A 16,905-nucleotide genomic window follows, 5' to 3' on the forward strand; every position below is an offset into this window, starting at 1 on the left:
ATTGAGGATTTTTCTATTCTATATTTTCGTCAAAATCTACATCAACATTTTTAATGTCGACTGTCGGGTAATCACTTAAACATATTTCATATGTAGCGTCCAACATTTTACCGTTTTCCTGGAAAATACGTATCCAAGGACGTGTCACATCAACTAGATTCTGCTTTGATACAATTCCACGTCGTCCATCTGACATCACTACAATTGATCCATTTGCGTAATGGACGATGCTCCGTCTAAATGCGTCCATTACCTTTGCATCAAACTGTTTCCCGTCACCTTTACCAATAATCGAGATCGCTTCTGACGGCAACATTTTCTTCCGGTATATCCGATTGGACGTCAATGCATCAAATACGTCTGCAACAGCGATAATTTTTGCAAACGGATGAATTTCATTGTTAACAAGCCCCCGTGGATAACCGCTTCCATCAATTCGTTCATGATGCTGAAACGCGCAATGTGCTACAAGCAATGATACTGAATGTAAATTGCGTAATAAGTCAAACCCGTAGCGTGCGTGATTCTTCATTTCTTCATATTCTTCATCTGTTAAGTTACTCGGCTTTAATAAAATATCGGGCGAAATAAGCAGCTTGCCCACATCATGTAAAATAGCCCCAATTCCAATTAATCGTATATCTTCGTCAGAATAGCCCATTTCTTTAGCAATCGCGATTGAATACAATGCTACTTGGAATGAATGCTGGTAAATATATTTATCATACAAATAAGCATCAGTCAGAACCATTAATACTTCCTCGCTATTAATAATGGCACCCATAATATCATCGACAATTGAGCCAATTACTTTGGACTGTTGATCCAGCACATAGGTTGCCTGATCCCGTTTCGCTTTTTTCACATTTTCAAACGATTTTGCCATGTTTTTAACGGCTTCCATTCTTTTTAACGGTGCAATCGTTTCTTCTATTTCAATTCCAGCTGATAGTTTGTCATCAATGTATAAATAATGAATATTCAGCTCTCGCAGCCTTTCAATAATTCGGCTTGTTACAATGACATTTTTATGAAGCAGTGGATGACCGGCTTCATTCCAAATAGTTCTGCCGACTGCCATACCTTCTTTCAAAACATTTATCGATATTAATCGCATCTATACTAATTTCTCCATTCTACTATTACGTTCATTATATAATTGGAAAGTGGCTTTTGGGAAATTTACTGAAACTTATTTATACAATAATTTTTAAATACATCCCGGATAAATTCTGGTAGCAAATATTGTTTTTTCGCATATTTAAAGCTTGGGAAAAAATAACCGAATGTAAACAGATCCAGTGTCGCTAATCGGTAGATCCGATCTGGCTCCATGAGTTGCCCGTTAATATATAACTCACGCTGCTTCGTCATCTCAATACCATAATTCAATATTTTTCCGAAAATAACACCCCTAAAACCAAGGCCTTTTAATTCAAGACGTGGCCATTCTTCGTTTTCGGATTGAGTGAAAATTTCTTTTAATTCATTGCCCGTTATTTGCACGACACATATATTTATCGGATGGGGAAAAATTTTATGAACATCATATGTAGAAATTAGTCCTTTACGCAGCGGTTCGACAAAAATTCCAGCATTGAACATAACACAATCCGCTTCTGTATAATCATACATACACTCTGCAAATAAATCCGATAATTGGGAACGGTGAAACCATTCTTTATTGTAAGGTTTCGTTAATGAGAAAATAGGCTTTTCCAATATAGCCTTTGCTTCTTTTTGAAGATTGGACAACCACTGTTCTTCTTCTTCGACAGTTGGTAAAAGTGCGTTTTCAAATAATTGATCTGATTTTTCTACTAATTTTCGGGAAGCGTGGTCAAATTCCATCGTTAACTGGCCGGTATACTGCCCAAATTTCCCGCCTCCAGTTAAAAGTACATCGTTTTCCACTTTACCTTTTTCAAACACATGATGTGTGTGCGAACCGAAAATCACATCGATAACAGGGCATTCCTGTGCCAGCAATTCATCTTCGGTAATCCCTAAATGTGATAAACAGACGATTATATCGGCCTGCTCTTTTAATTCAAATGCAAGCTTTACAAGCTCTGTACGCGGGTTTGTTACGTCCCATCCAAGCTCCTTATAGAAAAGTTCGAACGGAGCAGTCGCAGCTATCACAGCGATTTTGGTGCCGTACTGGGTAGTTAATATTGTGTAAGGTTTCATCCACCGGGGATTTTCTTCTGATTGTGAATAAAGATTTGCAACAACTACCTCGAACTTTGCATCATCATATAAGTGATAGAGCAAATTATAGGAGAGCGTTATGCCTTCATTGTTTCCAATTGTCACAACATCATATTCAGCATCATTCAGCATTTTAATATTACCCTTACCAAGTGTTGCCTCTGTATATAAATTGGAACGGTCCAAATGATCTCCTAAATCGATCAAGAAGCTAGTTTCACCTTTATCGGCCAGTATTTGACGTTGTATTTGAATAAACGACTGACTGCGCTTCCAGTACGTAAAATGACTATGCAAATCATTCGTATGGAATATATGAATTACTTCTCGCACTTTTGCATTGCCACCTCGCTCTACGTTATTCTTCAAAAAAACCTAATTGCTTTGGCGCTAAACCATCAAATTCAAGATCAAGAATTTGCTGCATTCGTTTTGCATTTTTCGCTGCATGCCCTCCAGAATTATTATTAAATAATACGTAGACATGTTTTGATTGACTTGCCAAAAATTTTACTTCCTCTGCAAGTTTCTGCAGTTCTTCTTCATTATAATCATATAAAAACCGCACTTTGCGCCAGTTTTCCCCATGTCCTATATTTCGCCATCCATGAACATTGCGCCCATGGATACGTACGAGCACCTTCTCACTAGTAGCGATTGGTACAAAAGGAGCGGAGCCGCTTCCTGCCTGCGGTTCATCACAAACTGTATGAATCAACTGATGGTCTTTTAAAAATTGCAGTGTCTTTTCTTTCATTTCTGCACTGTACCAAGTTTGGTTTCGAAACTCAATAGCAATAGGATATCCTTGTAATTGTTGATTTATATAGCGAATATATTGAACATTTTTTCCTTGGCAGTCAAACCAAGGAGGAAATTGAACTAGTACCATTGCAAGCTTACCGTGCTTTTTAAATGTATCTGCACAATTTCGGAATGCGTTGAACATATCATTTTTCGTCTCAAATGGCAGTTCATCGCGTAAATGACCGGTCATGCCCTGATAAGCCTTCACGACAAATTGAAAGCTATCCGGTGTATCCTTGCACCATTTCTCAACATTTGCCGGTGAAGGAATCGCATAAAAGGACGTATCTAATTCTACGACAGGGAAATGCCCGCTATAATCAAATAATTTATCTTTTGCTGCAGTAACTTCACTATATACTTCCGGGTGATCTCCCCAACCAGTTAAGCCGATTGAAATCATCGTTCTTCACCTCTCTTGTATTGTATAATACCTTACCCTTTTCAATGGTCATTCATTGCAAAACACTACATTTCACATCATAATATTAGAAAAAAGGAGGACAAGTTTATGCATATTTTACAATCAACAGAGGAATTCGAGCAATTTAAAAGCAGTTCAGCAGTTATTTTCGAATTTACAGCGGACTGGTGCGGAGATTGTCGTTTCATTGATCCATTTATGCCGGAAGTCGTTGAAAAATTTCCGGAATATAGATTCGTTAAAGTAGACCGCGATAAGTTTTTGGATTTATGTATTGATTTAGGAATTATCGGTATTCCTAGCTTTTTAGCTTACGAAAACGGCACGGAGCTTGGACGTTTCGTCAGCAAAGACCGTAAAACACAACAGGAAATCGAAAACTTTATTTCCAACTTAAAATAGAAAAAAGCTTCAAACGCATAAGTAGTCGTTTGAAGCCATTTTAATATTATTTAATAATACCTTCATGCTCTTCATTTTTCATAATCTTACCGTTTTTCTTTTCCCCTAAAGCCCAAAAAGTGATGGCTACCGCAACTACAACTACAGCACCAGGAACCCCTAAAGCTACTGGCCAAAATAAGTTTTCCATTTTTGTCGCTCCTTTATGTACATTCTCTAAATCCATTATTCCATCTAATACAATTATTGTAAACGAATACTCAGCGCTTTCTGGAATCTTTCTAGTAAAGTTATTTATTTCTTCACGAATTCAACACAATTACATTAAAAAAGCACCTGTCTCCAATAAATTGGAGGCAAGTGCCTGGATATAAATTATCCGATAGAACCTTCCATCTCGAACTTGATCAGACGGTTCATTTCTACTGCGTATTCCATTGGTAATTCTTTTGTGAATGGCTCGATGAAGCCCATTACGATCATTTCTGTCGCTTCTTCTTCAGAAACACCACGGCTCATTAAGTAGAACAATTGCTCTTCAGATACTTTTGAAACTTTCGCTTCGTGCTCTAAAGATACGTTATCATTTAAGATTTCGTTGTATGGAATTGTATCAGAAGTAGATTCGTTATCCATGATTAATGTGTCACACTCGATGTTCGAACGTGCACCTTTAGCATTTTTACCGAATTTTACTTGACCAAGATACGTAACTTTACCACCTTGCTTAGCAATCGATTTTGAAACGATTGTTGAAGATGTGTTTGGTGCTAAGTGAATCATTTTCGCACCAGCGTGTTGGTGTTGACCTTTACCTGCAATGGCAATTGATAATGTCATACCACGTGCGCCTTCACCTTTAAGGATACAAGCAGGGTATTTCATTGTTAGTTTTGAACCGATGTTTCCGTCGATCCATTCCATTGTACCGTTTTCTTCAACAACTGTACGTTTTGTAACAAGGTTATATACGTTGTTCGCCCAGTTTTGAATCGTTGTGTAACGGCAGTAAGCATTCTTTTTAACGATGATTTCTACTACAGCCGAGTGTAGAGAGTTTGTTGTGTAAACAGGCGCTGTACAACCTTCTACGTAGTGTACAGATGCATCTTCATCTACGATGATTAGCGTACGTTCGAATTGACCCATGTTTTCAGAGTTAATACGGAAGTATGCTTGTAATGGCGTGTCTAATTTAACGCCTTTAGGCATATAAATAAATGAACCACCAGACCAAACTGCAGAGTTTAATGCTGCGAATTTGTTATCTGTATAAGGGATTACTGTACCCCAGTGTTTTTTGAAGATTTCTTCGTTTTCTTTTAATGCTGAGTCAGTATCTTTGAAGACAATACCTAAATCTGTAAGGTCTTGTTTCATGTTGTGGTAAACTACTTCAGATTCATACTGAGCAGATACACCTGCAAGATATTTTTGTTCAGCTTCTGGAATACCTAATTTATCGAACGTTGCTTTGATTTCTTCAGGTACTTCATCCCAAGAACGTTCTGTTGCTTCAGATGGTTTTACGTAATACGTAATTTCATCGAAGTTTAATGACGCTAGGTCACCGCCCCATTGAGGCATTGGCATTTCATAGAATTTTTCAAGAGCTTTTAAGCGGTAGTCAAGCATCCACTGTGGCTCTTCCTTCATACTTGAGATTTCACGAACGATATCTGCTGTAAGTCCACGTTCAGAACGGAAAATAGATACGTCCTTATCATGGAAGCCATACTTGTAATCGCCGATTTCAGGCATTTTTTTAGCCATGTTGTCTCCTCCGTTCATCTATTGAGAAGTGCTGAAATGTGCATAAACACACTTTAGCCTTACTACTATTTATTTCTTTTCGTTATTTACGCCTTTTTCCATCGCTTTCCAAGCTAATGTAGCGCATTTAATACGTGCCGGGAATTTTGCTACACCTTGCAGTGCTTCAACATCCCCAAGATCGTACTTTTCATCGTCAAAGTCTTCGCCCAGCATCATTTTCGAGAAAATATCAGCCAGTTCCAAAGCTTCGTCCAATTTTTTGCCTTTAACGATTTGAGTCATCATAGATGCTGAAGACATGGAGATGGAACAGCCTTCCCCATCGAACTTCGCATCTTCCACGACATCATCGTTCAGCTTCAATGTTAAATGGATACGGTCACCGCATGTAGGGTTATTCATATCGATTGTCACACTGTTTTCTTCAAGAGACCCTTTGTTACGAGGGTTTTTATAGTGGTCCATAATTACGGAACGATAAAGTTGATCTAAATTATTAAAAGACATCGCCAAAATACTCCTTCGCTGAGCGCAATCCTGCAACTAAACGATCAACATCTTCTTCATCATTGTACATGTAGAAGCTAGCTCGAGCTGTTGCTGTTACTTGAAGCCATTTCATTAAAGGTTGGGCGCAATGATGTCCTGCACGAACAGCGATTCCACTCATATCCAATACTGTCGCCACATCATGTGGATGTACGTCATCTAGATTGAATGTAACGAGTCCGCATCGTTTCATCGGGTCACGTGGTCCGAAAATCTGAAGACCATCAATCGTTTCCAATTGATCCATTGCATAACCTACCAACTTATGTTCGTGGGCTGCAATATTGTCTAAACCGATTTCCTCTAAAAAGTCGATTGCAGCACCTAAACCAATTGCACTTGCAATGATCGGCGTACCACCCTCGAATTTCCATGGTAACTCTTTCCATGTTGATTCATTTAAACCTACGAAATCAATCATTTCACCGCCAAACTCTACTGGTTCCATTTCTTCAAGAAGCGCCTTTTTACCATATAGTACCCCAATCCCAGTTGGTGCACACATTTTATGTCCTGAAAATGCTGCGAAGTCAACATCCAAATCTTGAATATCGATCTTCATATGCGGTGCTGCCTGAGCTAAATCAGCAACAACTACCGCGCCATTTGCATGGGCAATTTGTGCAACTTCTTTAATAGGATTGATCGTACCTAATACGTTGGAAACATACATCATAGAAATAATTTTCGTTTGTGGCGTTATTGTTTCACGTACTTTTTCTAATGAAATAGTACCATCTGCTTCAAGGTCGATATATTTCAATACCGCCCCTTTTTCTTTTGCAAGCTGTTGCCATGGAATAATGTTTGAATGGTGTTCCATATACGTAATGACAATTTCATCACCCTCTTGTACATTTTGACGACCATAGCCTGCAGCAACCGTATTAAGTGCTGTTGTTGTACCACGAGTGAAAATTACTTCTTGTGTTGAACTAGCATTAATGAATTTACGAACTTTTTCACGTGCACCTTCATAGGAATCCGTTGCACGGTTACCAAGTGTATGGACACCTCGGTGAACGTTTGAGTTATCTAAATTATAGTAATTTGAGATTGCTTCAATTACTTGAATTGGCTTTTGAGATGTAGCCGCACTATCCAAATAAACTAAAGGATGTCCATTGACTTCCTGATTTAAAATTGGAAAATAACTTTTAATATCGTTAGGTATCATTATCGAACTTTCCTTTCGATAACCTCCGTCAGCTGCTTTTTAACGCCTTCGATTGGCAATTTAGCAACAACTGGCGCAAGGAATCCGTGAATTACAAGGCGCTCTGCTTCTGCTTTAGAAATACCACGACTCATTAAGTAGTACAGTTGAGTTGGGTCAACACGTCCAACAGATGCCGCGTGTCCTGCTGTTACATCGTCTTCATCAATTAACAGAATTGGGTTAGCGTCACCGCGTGCACCTTCTGAAAGCATCAGTACACGAGACTCTTGTTCTGCATTTGCTTTTGTACCACCATGCATAATATGACCGATTCCGTTAAAGATTGACTGTGCAGAATCTTTCATTACACCGTGTTTTAAAATTTGACCGTCGGAATTTTTACCCCATTGACGGATTAATGTTGTGAAGTTAAGTTTTTGATCTCCGCTACCTACAGTTACCATTTTGAAATCTGAAGTAGAGTTATCGCCAATTAAGTTTGTAGTATTTTCATAAATTGTATCTGAGTTTGTCATTAAACCTAATGCCCAGTCAATTTTTGCATCGCGCTCAGCATGTCCACGGCGGTTTACATAAGCAGTATAGCCATGTGCCAAGTTGTCTACTGCACCGAATGTTACTTGTGCATTATCTTTTGCGATTACTTCTGTTACAACGTTTACTTGACCATGTGCTTCATCAAATGTAGAAATGTAAGTTTCAACATAAGTAACAGCCGAAGATTCTTCTGCTACTACTAACACGTGGTTAAATAATGAAGCTTCTGCATTGTCATTTAAAAATACAACTTGTAGAGGTGCTTCGATTACAACGTTGCGTGGCACGTATACGAAAATACCGCCGTTTACTAGTGCTGCATGGTAAGCAGTTAATTTATGCTCGTCCACTTTTACAGCTGTCGTCATAAAGTATTTTTCTACTAAATCTTTATGATCGCGAACCGCTGTTTGAATATCCGTGAAAATTACACCTTTGTTTTTCAGTTCTTCTGAAACTTTAATGTACGCTGGTGTATTGTTGCGTTGGATATACAGGTTTTCTTGCGTTTCAATATCAACTACTGATTTCACCTCTACAGGCAGCTCTTCCAATGAATTGAATGGAGCACTTTCTACTGTGTGGTTCGGGAAATCAATGAAGTTCCACTTGCTAATGTTCGTTCTGTCTGGTTTTGGTAAGTCAAGCGCAGCAGCTTTTTCCATTGCGCTCACACGGAAATCAGCAAATGTTGCTGGTTCAGCATGTTTTTGCGAGAACGAGCGTACTTCTTCTGCTGATAACGCTAATTTTGTTTCAACCGTCATCTTCGTCGTCCTCCTTAATTATGCTTCTGTTACTTCTTCAGTATCTTCAATACCTAATTCAGCTTTAATCCACTCATAACCTTCTGCTTCCAAGCGTTGTGCTAATTCAGCACCACCTGATTTTACAACTTTACCCTGCATCATTACGTGAACATAGTCAGGTGTGATGTAGTTTAATAAACGTTGATAGTGAGTGATCATTAAGCAGCCGAAACCTTCGCCGCGCATTTCGTTAATACCTTTTGAAACTACTTTTAATGCATCGATATCTAAACCAGAGTCGATTTCATCTAAAATACCGAAAGTTGGTTTGATCATCATCATTTGTAGAATTTCGTTACGCTTTTTCTCACCGCCAGAGAAGCCTTCGTTTAAGTAACGTTGAGACATTTCTTCAGGCATTTCCAGGAATTCCATTGTTTTATCTAATTCACGGATGAATTTCATCAATGAGATTTCTTGTCCTTCTTCACGACGAGCGTTAATAGCTGAACGTAAGAAGTCCGCGTTTGTTACACCAGGAATTTCTGATGGGTATTGCATAGCAAGGAATAAACCAGCTTGTGCACGCTCATCTACTTCCATTTCTAATACATTTTCACCATCAAGGTAGATTTCGCCTGATGTTACTTCATATTTTGGGTGACCCATAATTGCAGAAGCTAATGTCGATTTACCAGTACCGTTAGGACCCATGATCGCATGTACTTCGTTTGTATTGATAGTTAGATTTACACCTTTTAAAATCTCTTTTCCGTCGATTTCAACGTGAAGATCTTTAATTTCTAATGTTGACATTAAATTACCTCCAAATATTCATTTGCATACTTTCTGTACGCCAAATTAAGTTCATTACCAATCTTACCCGAAATGAATGTTGGTTGCAAATAGTTTAGAATGATTTTAATTAAAAAATATCTATCATTCTCGGAAAACGCTTTACTGCAGTTTATTTCTACTATTTTAATAGTAATAATTTGGCTTTCCATTTTTTCAATAGCAAACCTTTAATTGAGAATCAATTTCACTTATTCAAATGATCGATTCTATATTTCCTCAAAAATATTTAAAGTTGAGGCATAACTTAAAAACGCCATTTTTCTCCGGGAGAAAAATGGCGTTTTTTGCTGAGCGTAAAAATATCTGTACTATCCTATTAACTTTTCACTAACATTTCAATCAAATAATAATGAACACTTGCGGCTACTCCGCGTCCTTCTTTGATTGCCCAAACGACAAGGCTTTGACCTCGGCGTGCATCACCGGCAGCAAAAACGCCAGGAATATTTGTTTCGTAGTCTTTAACCGATGCACGGATGCGGTTATTCGTTAATTCTAGTCCGAAATGTTCTGGTGTTTCTTTTTCGACACCTTCAAAGCCGATTGCGACAAATATATGCTGTGCCGGCCAAATTTTCTCAGTACCAGGCAACTCTTTAAAGTAGTAGAAGCCATCCTCGCCTAGAATTTTTTCCATTTGAATTGTGTGAAGCGCTTTTACATTACCATTGCTATCTTTGTCTATTTTCGTAGATTGAATACAATATTCCCGTGGATCGCGGCCAAATTTTGCATCAGCTTCGGCATAAGCATAATCCATTGTGTAAATGTTCGGATCTTTTGGCCACATCGTTTCACCTGTACGAGTTGTCGCTTGTTGCGGATGTTTCCCAAATTGGTACACTGAACGGCATTTTTGACGGAGTGCTGTTGCTACACAGTCGGCCCCTGTATCACCGCCACCAATTACAATGACATCTTTCCCTTCTACATTTAACGCCTGATTATCTGCAAAATCAGAATCTAACAGGCTTTTCGTAACATCCGTTAAATAATCCATCGCTAAATGAATATTGCCTGCATCGCTTCCTTCTAAATGAAGGAGCCTTTGTTTTTGTGCTCCGGTACATAAAATTACAGCATCGAAATCAGCATGTAATTGCTCCTTCGTGATATCTTTACCGATTTCTGTGTTTGCAACGAAATCAATTCCTTCTAATGATAATAAATGGATACGACGTTCAATCACATCTTTTTCAAGCTTCATATTCGGGATACCGTACATTAACAATCCGCCAAATCGGTCAGAACGTTCGAACACCGTTACGGAATGGCCAAGCTGGTTCAGTTGATCTGCTGCTGCTAAACCAGCAGGACCTGAGCCGACAATCGCCACTTTAAAGCCAGTTCGCGCTGCCGGGATACGCGGTGTAATCCAGCCATTTTCAAACCCTTTATCAATGATCGTACGTTCGATCGATTTAATTGCGACAGCCGGATCCGTAATGGCAAGTGTACAAGACCCTTCACAAGGAGCAGGACAGACACGGCCAGTAAATTCAGGAAAATTATTCGTCATATGCAAACGTTCCAACGCTTCCTGCCATTTCCCTTTATATACTAAGTCATTCCATTCAGGGATGACATTTTGAATCGGACATCCTGCTGCAGTACCACGAATTTCAATCCCCATATGGCAAAACGGCGTTCCACAATCCATACAGCGTGCACCTTGTGTCTGTAATTTTTCATCAGATAGCCTGCTTGTATATTCACCCCAATTTGAAAGACGCTCTAGTGGTCGTTGCTCCTGAACTTTCTCTCGTTTAAATTCCATAAAACCCGTTGCTTTTCCCATGCTAGAAACCCCCTCTTATTTTGTGCTCACAAGCTTCTTCTGACTAGTCGTCACTTCCGTAAATGCCTGCATTGCTGCATCGTCCTTTGTAGAACCGATTGCAGTGTAGTGGTTTATTTTATCTACCATTATTTTATAATCCGTTGGCACAACTTTAACGAACTTCGGAACAAACTGCTCCCACTTCGCTAACACATCCAATGCGTAGGAACTATCCGTTTCTTCCAAATGCTGAATAATTAATTGGCGAACGGACTCAATCTCCGCTTTGTCTGTCAGTTTTTCAAAGTGGATCATTTCCATATTGCACTGTGCTTTGAATTTCTCCTCGTCACTCGGCAGAATATAGCCGATTCCTCCGGACATTCCGGCACCAAAGTTTTGACCGACATCCCCTAATATAACGATTTTCCCGCCAGTCATATACTCACAGCCGTGATCTCCAATTCCTTCAACAACAATTTCAGCACCTGAATTACGAACACCGAATCGATGTCCTGCACGTCCATTGATAAAGGCTTTACCGCTCGTTGCCCCGTATAAACAAACATTTCCGGCGATGACGTTTTTCTCCTGATCACCTTTAATCGGTGCAATGGCTGTCACTTTTCCTCCTGACAAGCCTTTACCGAAGTAATCATTAACATCCCCGACTACGCGCATCGACATTCCTCTTGGGATAAATGCACCAAAGCTTTGACCAGCATGACCTGTAAACGTTAAGTTGATTGTGTTATCAGGCAAGCCTGCTTCCCCGTATTTGCGGGAAATTTCACTGCCGACAATTGTTCCAATTACACGGTCTGTATTTTTAATCGGATAATTCAATTCGATACGTTCATTTCCTTCTATTGCCATTGAAACTTGCGGCAATAATTCGCGTAAATCAAAGCTTCCCTCTATATTATGGTTTTGCTGATGCTGCTTCGTGCGTGTTCCTTGGATTTGATGAAGCAGTGCCGTTAAATCAAGCTGGCTTGCTTTCCAATGTTTTGCCGTACGATCCGAAATTTTCAGTACATCTGTACGACCGACCATTTCTTCAACAGTTCGGAATCCTAAAATACTCATATATTCACGCATTTCTTCCGCAACAAAACGCATATAATTGACTACATGATCAGCTGACCCCATAAATTTAGCACGGAGTTCCGGATTTTGTGTTGCTACACCTACAGGACAAGTATCCAAATGACAGGCACGCATCATGACACAGCCTAAAACGATTAACGGTGCTGTCGCAAAACCAAATTCTTCTGCTCCTAAAAGTGCTGCCATTACAACATCTTTCCCTGTCATGAGCTTGCCGTCCGTTTCCAGTGTCACTCGGTCGCGCAGTCCGTTAAGCATCAATGTTTGGTGAGCTTCAGCTAAACCAAGCTCCCACGGTAAGCCTGTATGCTTGATCGATGTTTTCGGCGATGCCCCCGTACCGCCATCATAGCCCGAAATGACGATGACATCTGCTGCCCCTTTAGCAACACCTGCTGCAATTGTACCAACCCCCGCTTTAGCTACGAGCTTTACAGAAATTCTCGCATGACGGTTTGCATTTTTTAAATCGTGAATTAACTGTGCCATATCCTCGATTGAGTAAATATCGTGATGCGGCGGCGGAGAAATTAGCCCTACCCCAGGAGTGGAACCACGTACATCCGCTACCCACGGATATACTTTATTGCCTGGCAGCTGGCCGCCTTCCCCCGGTTTCGCTCCTTGAGCCATTTTAATTTGCAGCTCATCGGCATTTACTAAATAATGCGATTTCACCCCAAAACGCCCTGAAGCAATTTGTTTAATCGCACTGCGCTTGTTGTCACCATTCGGTTCGATCGTAAAACGGGCAGAATCTTCCCCACCCTCACCAGAGTTCGAGCGTGCACCTAGACGGTTCATCGCTACCGCTAACGTTTCGTGTGCTTCTTTCGATAACGAACCAAACGACATAGCCCCTGATTTGAAACGTTTCACGATGGAATCCACTGACTCGATTTCTTCCATCGGGATTCGACGATCATTCTTTTTAAAGTCGAACAAATTACGTAAAAATCCGATTCGTTCCTCATTGGCCATTTCCGCATACATCCGGTACAAGCCAAAATCATTTTTACGTGTTGCCCACTGGAGTGTATGAATTGTTTTCGGATTAAACGCATGATGCTCTCCGTCTGCACGCCATTGGAAATCTGAACCTGATTGCAGTTGAGCTGACATCGATTGCATTGCTTCCTCATGACGGCGTCTCGCTTCTTCTCCGATTGTTTGTAAGTCAATGCCGTCAATTTGCGATGCCGTACCTGTGAAGTATTCGTCAATCACTTCTTTTGAGATCCCCACTGCCTCAAACACTTGGGCACCGCGATAAGATTGGACTGTTGAAATCCCCATCTTCGACATTACTTTTACCACACCGTCTGCTGCACCTTTACGGAATTTTTGAACCGCTTTTTCAAATGGTACAGATAAATGACCTTTTTCAATTGCCTCATAAATCGTTGCATATGCTAAGTACGGGTGAATGGCATCTACACCGAAACCGATTAGTGCAACAAAATGATGAACTTCCCGAACTTCCGCACTGTTAACGATAATGCTCGCCTTCGTACGTAAACCGATTCGTACTAAATATTGATGGATTGTACTCGCTGCCAGAAGAACAGGCATTGTTAACTGCTTTGCGTCATCCATATAGTCAGACAGTACAATGATTGTCTTACCGCCAAAGATAGCCGCTTCCGCTTCTGTTTTAATTCGGTTAAGTTCACTTTCTAAATTTTCCGTAAATTTCAGTGAGATTTCCGCTACTTCAAAATGTTCTTCGTTATTATTTACGATTTGCTCATATTCTGCAGTCGTTAATACCGGCGTTTTCAGCATGAGGCGACGTGCATTTTGAGCATTCGGATGTAATAAATCACCTTCCGCTCCAAGCAACGTCATTGTCGATGTCACGACATGTTCACGAATGGAATCAATCGGCGGGTTTGTCACTTGTGCAAATAGCTGCTTAAAGTAATTAAATAATGATTGCGGTCTATCTGACAGAACAGCTAATGGTGTATCATTCCCCATCGAACCAAGCGGATCTTTTCCCTCATTTGCAAGAGGTACAATATATTTTTGTACGTCCTCAAATGTGTAACCGTGAATTTTCTGGCGTAATGTAAGATCATTTATTTCCGGTAACTGCTCATCCTTTTCTTCAAGTTTGATCATATTTTCTTCCAGCCATGCTGCATAAGGTTTTTCTGCTGCGGCTTCGGATTTCAGCTCGTCATCCGAAATGATTTTTCCTTGTTCTAAATCGATTAACAGCATGCGACTTGGGCTTAATCGGTCCTTATAAAGAATATCTTCCTCTGCGTAATCGACAACCCCTGTTTCAGATGAGAAAATAACATGATCGTCTTTTGTCACATAAAGTCTTCCAGGTCGTAAGCCGTTACGGTCTAAAATGGCTCCGATTTGTTTGCCGTCCGTGAAGCAAATAGCAGTCGGTCCATCCCAGGGTTCCATTAAGCTTGCATGATATTGATAAAACGCTTTACGGTCTTCATCAATGCGCGGATTTTCTGTCCATGGCTCCGGAATCATCATCATCGCTGTCTCTGCAGGTGAACGACCAGCCAATACAAAAAATTCAAATGCGTTATCAAGCATCGATGAATCAGATCCCGTTGTATCTATTATCGGTAATAGCTTTTCAAGGTCATCCCCAAACGCTTCAGATACGAACTGTTGCTCACGTGCACGCATCCAGTTAATATTACCGCGCAATGTGTTAATTTCCCCGTTATGGATAATGTAGCGGTTTGGATGGGCCCGTTTCCAAGATGGGAATGTATTCGTCGAGTAACGTGAATGCACTAGCGCTAGTGCGGATACAAAGCTTTCGTCCTGAAGATCAATATAAAATTCACTTACTTCTTCTGGTGAAAGCAATCCTTTAAAAACAATCGTCTGACTTGAAAGACTTGGAATATACAGTTCGAATTGTTGCTCCGTTGCCCAATGTTCAAGCTGTTTGCGGATGACATACAGTTTTCGTTCGAACGCCTTATTGTCGTTTTCGTTTGAACGAATAAATACTTGGCGAACAACCGGTGCAGTCGATTTAGCAATCTCACTCAAACTTTCCTTATTTGTCGGAGCAGTTCTCCAGCCGATCAGTTGCTGATTTTCCTGTTCAATTAATTCGTTCATCTTTTGTTCAATTTTTAGGCGTTCGTTTTCATTCTCTGTGAAAAAAATTTGACCAACACCATATTCACCCATTTCAGGTAAATTAAGCTCCGTACAATTTTGTTGAAAGAAAGCATGTGGGATTTGAACTAACAGCCCTGCCCCATCTCCTGTCTTGCCGTCCCCGCCGCGTCCTGCACGGTGTTCTAAGCGACATAACATTTCCAATCCTTTTTTTACAATCTGATGTGAAGGTATTCCTTTTATATTTGCATACATGCCGATTCCGCATGCGTCATGTTCAAATTCAGGATTATATAACCCTTGTGCTTCTGGTAACTGATGAAAACTCATATTCATTCCCCCTCATTCTTTCAATCCCGTATTTACATTTTAAAGTTTTCGAAATAATATAAACAATATATAGTTTGGATATAAACAATCTACTTTTTAGATGAATGGGGTGGAAATTGTGGAATTAAGACAGTTACGTTACTTTGTAGAGGTGGCAGAACGAGAGCATATTTCTGAAGCAGCGGAGCATTTACACGTTGCCCAGTCTGCAATTAGCAGGCAAATTGCCAACCTGGAAGAAGAACTCGGCACACCGCTTTTTGAACGAATTGGGCGTAACGTAAAGTTGACGCCGGTGGGGAAGATTTTTTTGGAACATTGTATTACCGCACTCAAGGGAATTGATTTTGCTGCAAAGCAGGTAGAAGAATTTTTAGACCCGGCAAAAGGGACAATTAAAATAGGTTTCCCTACAAGTTTGGCAAGCTATGTATTGCCGACCGTCATTTCGGCATTTAAAAAAGAATACCCGGAAATTTCTTTCCATCTACGCCAGGGCTCCTATAAATATTTGATTGATGCAGTTAAAAATCGTGAGCTGAATTTAGCTTTGCTTGGACCATTACCACCAAAAGACGAAGCAATCAATACGACCGTACTTTTCAGCGAAAATATCCATGCATTGTTGCCCGCAACACATCCACTAGCAAAAAAAGAGTCGATTAACCTTGTCGATTTGCGTAATGATCAATTTGTACTTTTTCCAGAAGGCTATATTTTAAATAAAGTGGCTGTTGATGCATGCCGCTCTGTAGGCTTTATGCCGAATATTACTTCCGAGGGAGAAGATATGGATGCTTTAAAAGGGCTTGTGGCTGCAGGAATCGGTGTGACACTTTTACCGGAAAGTTCACTTTATGATTCAACTCCGCGCATGACCGTCAAAGTGCCGATCGCCATTCCTAATATTAGACGCACAGTCGGCATCATTGCACCAACATCAAGAGATCTTGCCCCATCCGAAGAAGTATTCGTCAAATTCATATCCAATTTTTATTCACGATTAACACGATTCCAATAAAAGGTTCGGACAGAAATAGTTATTTCATTGGATAAGGAGATATCCCATTTTATG

The 16,905-nt window shown here is 40.1% G+C and carries 13 protein-coding genes; 2 read left to right on the forward strand and 11 right to left on the reverse strand.

Features of this window, described 5'->3' with window-relative positions; translation table 11 throughout:
• Positions 1 to 13 precede the first annotated feature (13 nt).
• From AC0VXV_RS15255 to AC0VXV_RS15265, 3 genes are all read right to left on the reverse strand, one after another.
• The gene (locus AC0VXV_RS15255) at positions 14 to 1,117 is read right to left on the reverse strand and encodes an HD-GYP domain-containing protein (protein WP_475529022.1); all 1,104 of its coding nucleotides are present in this window, start codon (positions 1,115 to 1,117) and stop codon (positions 14 to 16) included.
• A 65-nt stretch (positions 1,118 to 1,182) separates the two neighbouring features.
• Positions 1,183 to 2,547: a bifunctional metallophosphatase/5'-nucleotidase gene (locus tag AC0VXV_RS15260; RefSeq protein WP_475529023.1), complete on the reverse strand. Its 1,365-nt coding sequence runs from the start codon at positions 2,545 to 2,547 to the stop codon at positions 1,183 to 1,185.
• Positions 2,548 to 2,572: 25 nt separating this feature from the next.
• On the reverse strand, positions 2,573 to 3,424 hold the full coding sequence (locus AC0VXV_RS15265) for a DUF72 domain-containing protein (RefSeq protein ID WP_475529025.1): 852 nt from the start codon (positions 3,422 to 3,424) through the stop codon (positions 2,573 to 2,575).
• Positions 3,425 to 3,532: 108 nt separating this feature from the next.
• Here AC0VXV_RS15265 and AC0VXV_RS15270 point away from each other — a divergent pair, with 108 nt between their 5' ends.
• Positions 3,533 to 3,847 carry a thioredoxin family protein gene (locus AC0VXV_RS15270; RefSeq protein ID WP_475529026.1) on the forward strand — a complete coding sequence of 105 codons (315 nt, stop codon included), beginning with the start codon at positions 3,533 to 3,535 and terminating at the stop codon, positions 3,845 to 3,847.
• 46 nt (positions 3,848 to 3,893) lie between these two features.
• Here AC0VXV_RS15270 and AC0VXV_RS15275 read toward each other — a convergent pair whose 3' ends face one another.
• The 8 genes from AC0VXV_RS15275 to gltB form a co-directional block, all read right to left on the reverse strand.
• Entirely contained in the window at positions 3,894 to 4,037 is a 144-nt protein-coding gene (locus tag AC0VXV_RS15275) for a hypothetical protein (RefSeq protein ID WP_475529028.1), read from the reverse strand.
• A gap of 185 nt (positions 4,038 to 4,222) precedes the next feature.
• A complete protein-coding gene (gene sufB, locus AC0VXV_RS15280) occupies positions 4,223 to 5,620 on the reverse strand; it encodes a Fe-S cluster assembly protein SufB (RefSeq protein ID WP_079524187.1) in 1,398 nt (465 codons plus the stop codon).
• A gap of 69 nt (positions 5,621 to 5,689) precedes the next feature.
• Positions 5,690 to 6,130, reverse strand: a complete 441-nt coding sequence (sufU, locus tag AC0VXV_RS15285; protein WP_340716086.1) for a Fe-S cluster assembly sulfur transfer protein SufU — start codon at positions 6,128 to 6,130, stop codon at positions 5,690 to 5,692.
• On the reverse strand, positions 6,120 to 7,349 hold the full coding sequence (locus AC0VXV_RS15290) for a cysteine desulfurase (RefSeq protein WP_475529029.1): 1,230 nt from the start codon (positions 7,347 to 7,349) through the stop codon (positions 6,120 to 6,122). The genes sufU and AC0VXV_RS15290 overlap by 11 nt, the downstream gene beginning before the upstream one ends.
• Positions 7,349 to 8,656 carry a Fe-S cluster assembly protein SufD gene (sufD, locus tag AC0VXV_RS15295; protein ID WP_475529030.1) on the reverse strand — a complete coding sequence of 436 codons (1,308 nt, stop codon included), beginning with the start codon at positions 8,654 to 8,656 and terminating at the stop codon, positions 7,349 to 7,351. Before sufD ends, AC0VXV_RS15290 begins: the two co-directional genes overlap by 1 nt.
• An 18-nt stretch (positions 8,657 to 8,674) precedes the next feature.
• Positions 8,675 to 9,454: a Fe-S cluster assembly ATPase SufC gene (sufC, locus tag AC0VXV_RS15300; protein WP_350479496.1), complete on the reverse strand. Its 780-nt coding sequence runs from the start codon at positions 9,452 to 9,454 to the stop codon at positions 8,675 to 8,677.
• Positions 9,455 to 9,812: 358 nt separating this feature from the next.
• Positions 9,813 to 11,294 carry a glutamate synthase small subunit gene (gene gltD, locus AC0VXV_RS15305; RefSeq protein WP_475529031.1) on the reverse strand — a complete coding sequence of 494 codons (1,482 nt, stop codon included), beginning with the start codon at positions 11,292 to 11,294 and terminating at the stop codon, positions 9,813 to 9,815.
• A gap of 15 nt (positions 11,295 to 11,309) precedes the next feature.
• A complete protein-coding gene (gene gltB, locus AC0VXV_RS15310) occupies positions 11,310 to 15,830 on the reverse strand; it encodes a glutamate synthase large subunit (RefSeq protein ID WP_475529033.1) in 4,521 nt (1,506 codons plus the stop codon).
• A gap of 118 nt (positions 15,831 to 15,948) precedes the next feature.
• On the opposite strand from gltB, the gene gltC reads away from it, so the two are divergent.
• Positions 15,949 to 16,851 carry a glutamate biosynthesis transcriptional regulator GltC gene (gltC, locus tag AC0VXV_RS15315; RefSeq protein ID WP_475529034.1) on the forward strand — a complete coding sequence of 301 codons (903 nt, stop codon included), beginning with the start codon at positions 15,949 to 15,951 and terminating at the stop codon, positions 16,849 to 16,851.
• Positions 16,852 to 16,905: the final 54 nt, after the last annotated feature.

The organism is Solibacillus sp. iso_87, from assembly GCF_056173085.1.

Coding starts and splice junctions, on each gene's coding strand:
- AC0VXV_RS15255 (WP_475529022.1), bottom strand. CDS start 1,117: ATGCGATTAATATCGATAAATGTTTTGAAAGAAGGTATGGCAGTCGGC.
- AC0VXV_RS15265 (WP_475529025.1), bottom strand. CDS start 3,424: ATGATTTCAATCGGCTTAACTGGTTGGGGAGATCACCCGGAAGTATAT.
- AC0VXV_RS15270 (WP_475529026.1), top strand. CDS start 3,533: ATGCATATTTTACAATCAACAGAGGAATTCGAGCAATTTAAAAGCAGT.
- AC0VXV_RS15275 (WP_475529028.1), bottom strand. CDS start 4,037: ATGGAAAACTTATTTTGGCCAGTAGCTTTAGGGGTTCCTGGTGCTGTA.
- sufB (WP_079524187.1), bottom strand. CDS start 5,620: ATGGCTAAAAAAATGCCTGAAATCGGCGATTACAAGTATGGCTTCCAT.
- sufU (WP_340716086.1), bottom strand. CDS start 6,130: ATGTCTTTTAATAATTTAGATCAACTTTATCGTTCCGTAATTATGGAC.
- AC0VXV_RS15290 (WP_475529029.1), bottom strand. CDS start 7,349: ATGATACCTAACGATATTAAAAGTTATTTTCCAATTTTAAATCAGGAA.
- sufD (WP_475529030.1), bottom strand. CDS start 8,656: ATGACGGTTGAAACAAAATTAGCGTTATCAGCAGAAGAAGTACGCTCG.
- sufC (WP_350479496.1), bottom strand. CDS start 9,454: ATGTCAACATTAGAAATTAAAGATCTTCACGTTGAAATCGACGGAAAA.
- gltD (WP_475529031.1), bottom strand. CDS start 11,294: ATGGGAAAAGCAACGGGTTTTATGGAATTTAAACGAGAGAAAGTTCAG.
- gltB (WP_475529033.1), bottom strand. CDS start 15,830: ATGAGTTTTCATCAGTTACCAGAAGCACAAGGGTTATATAATCCTGAA.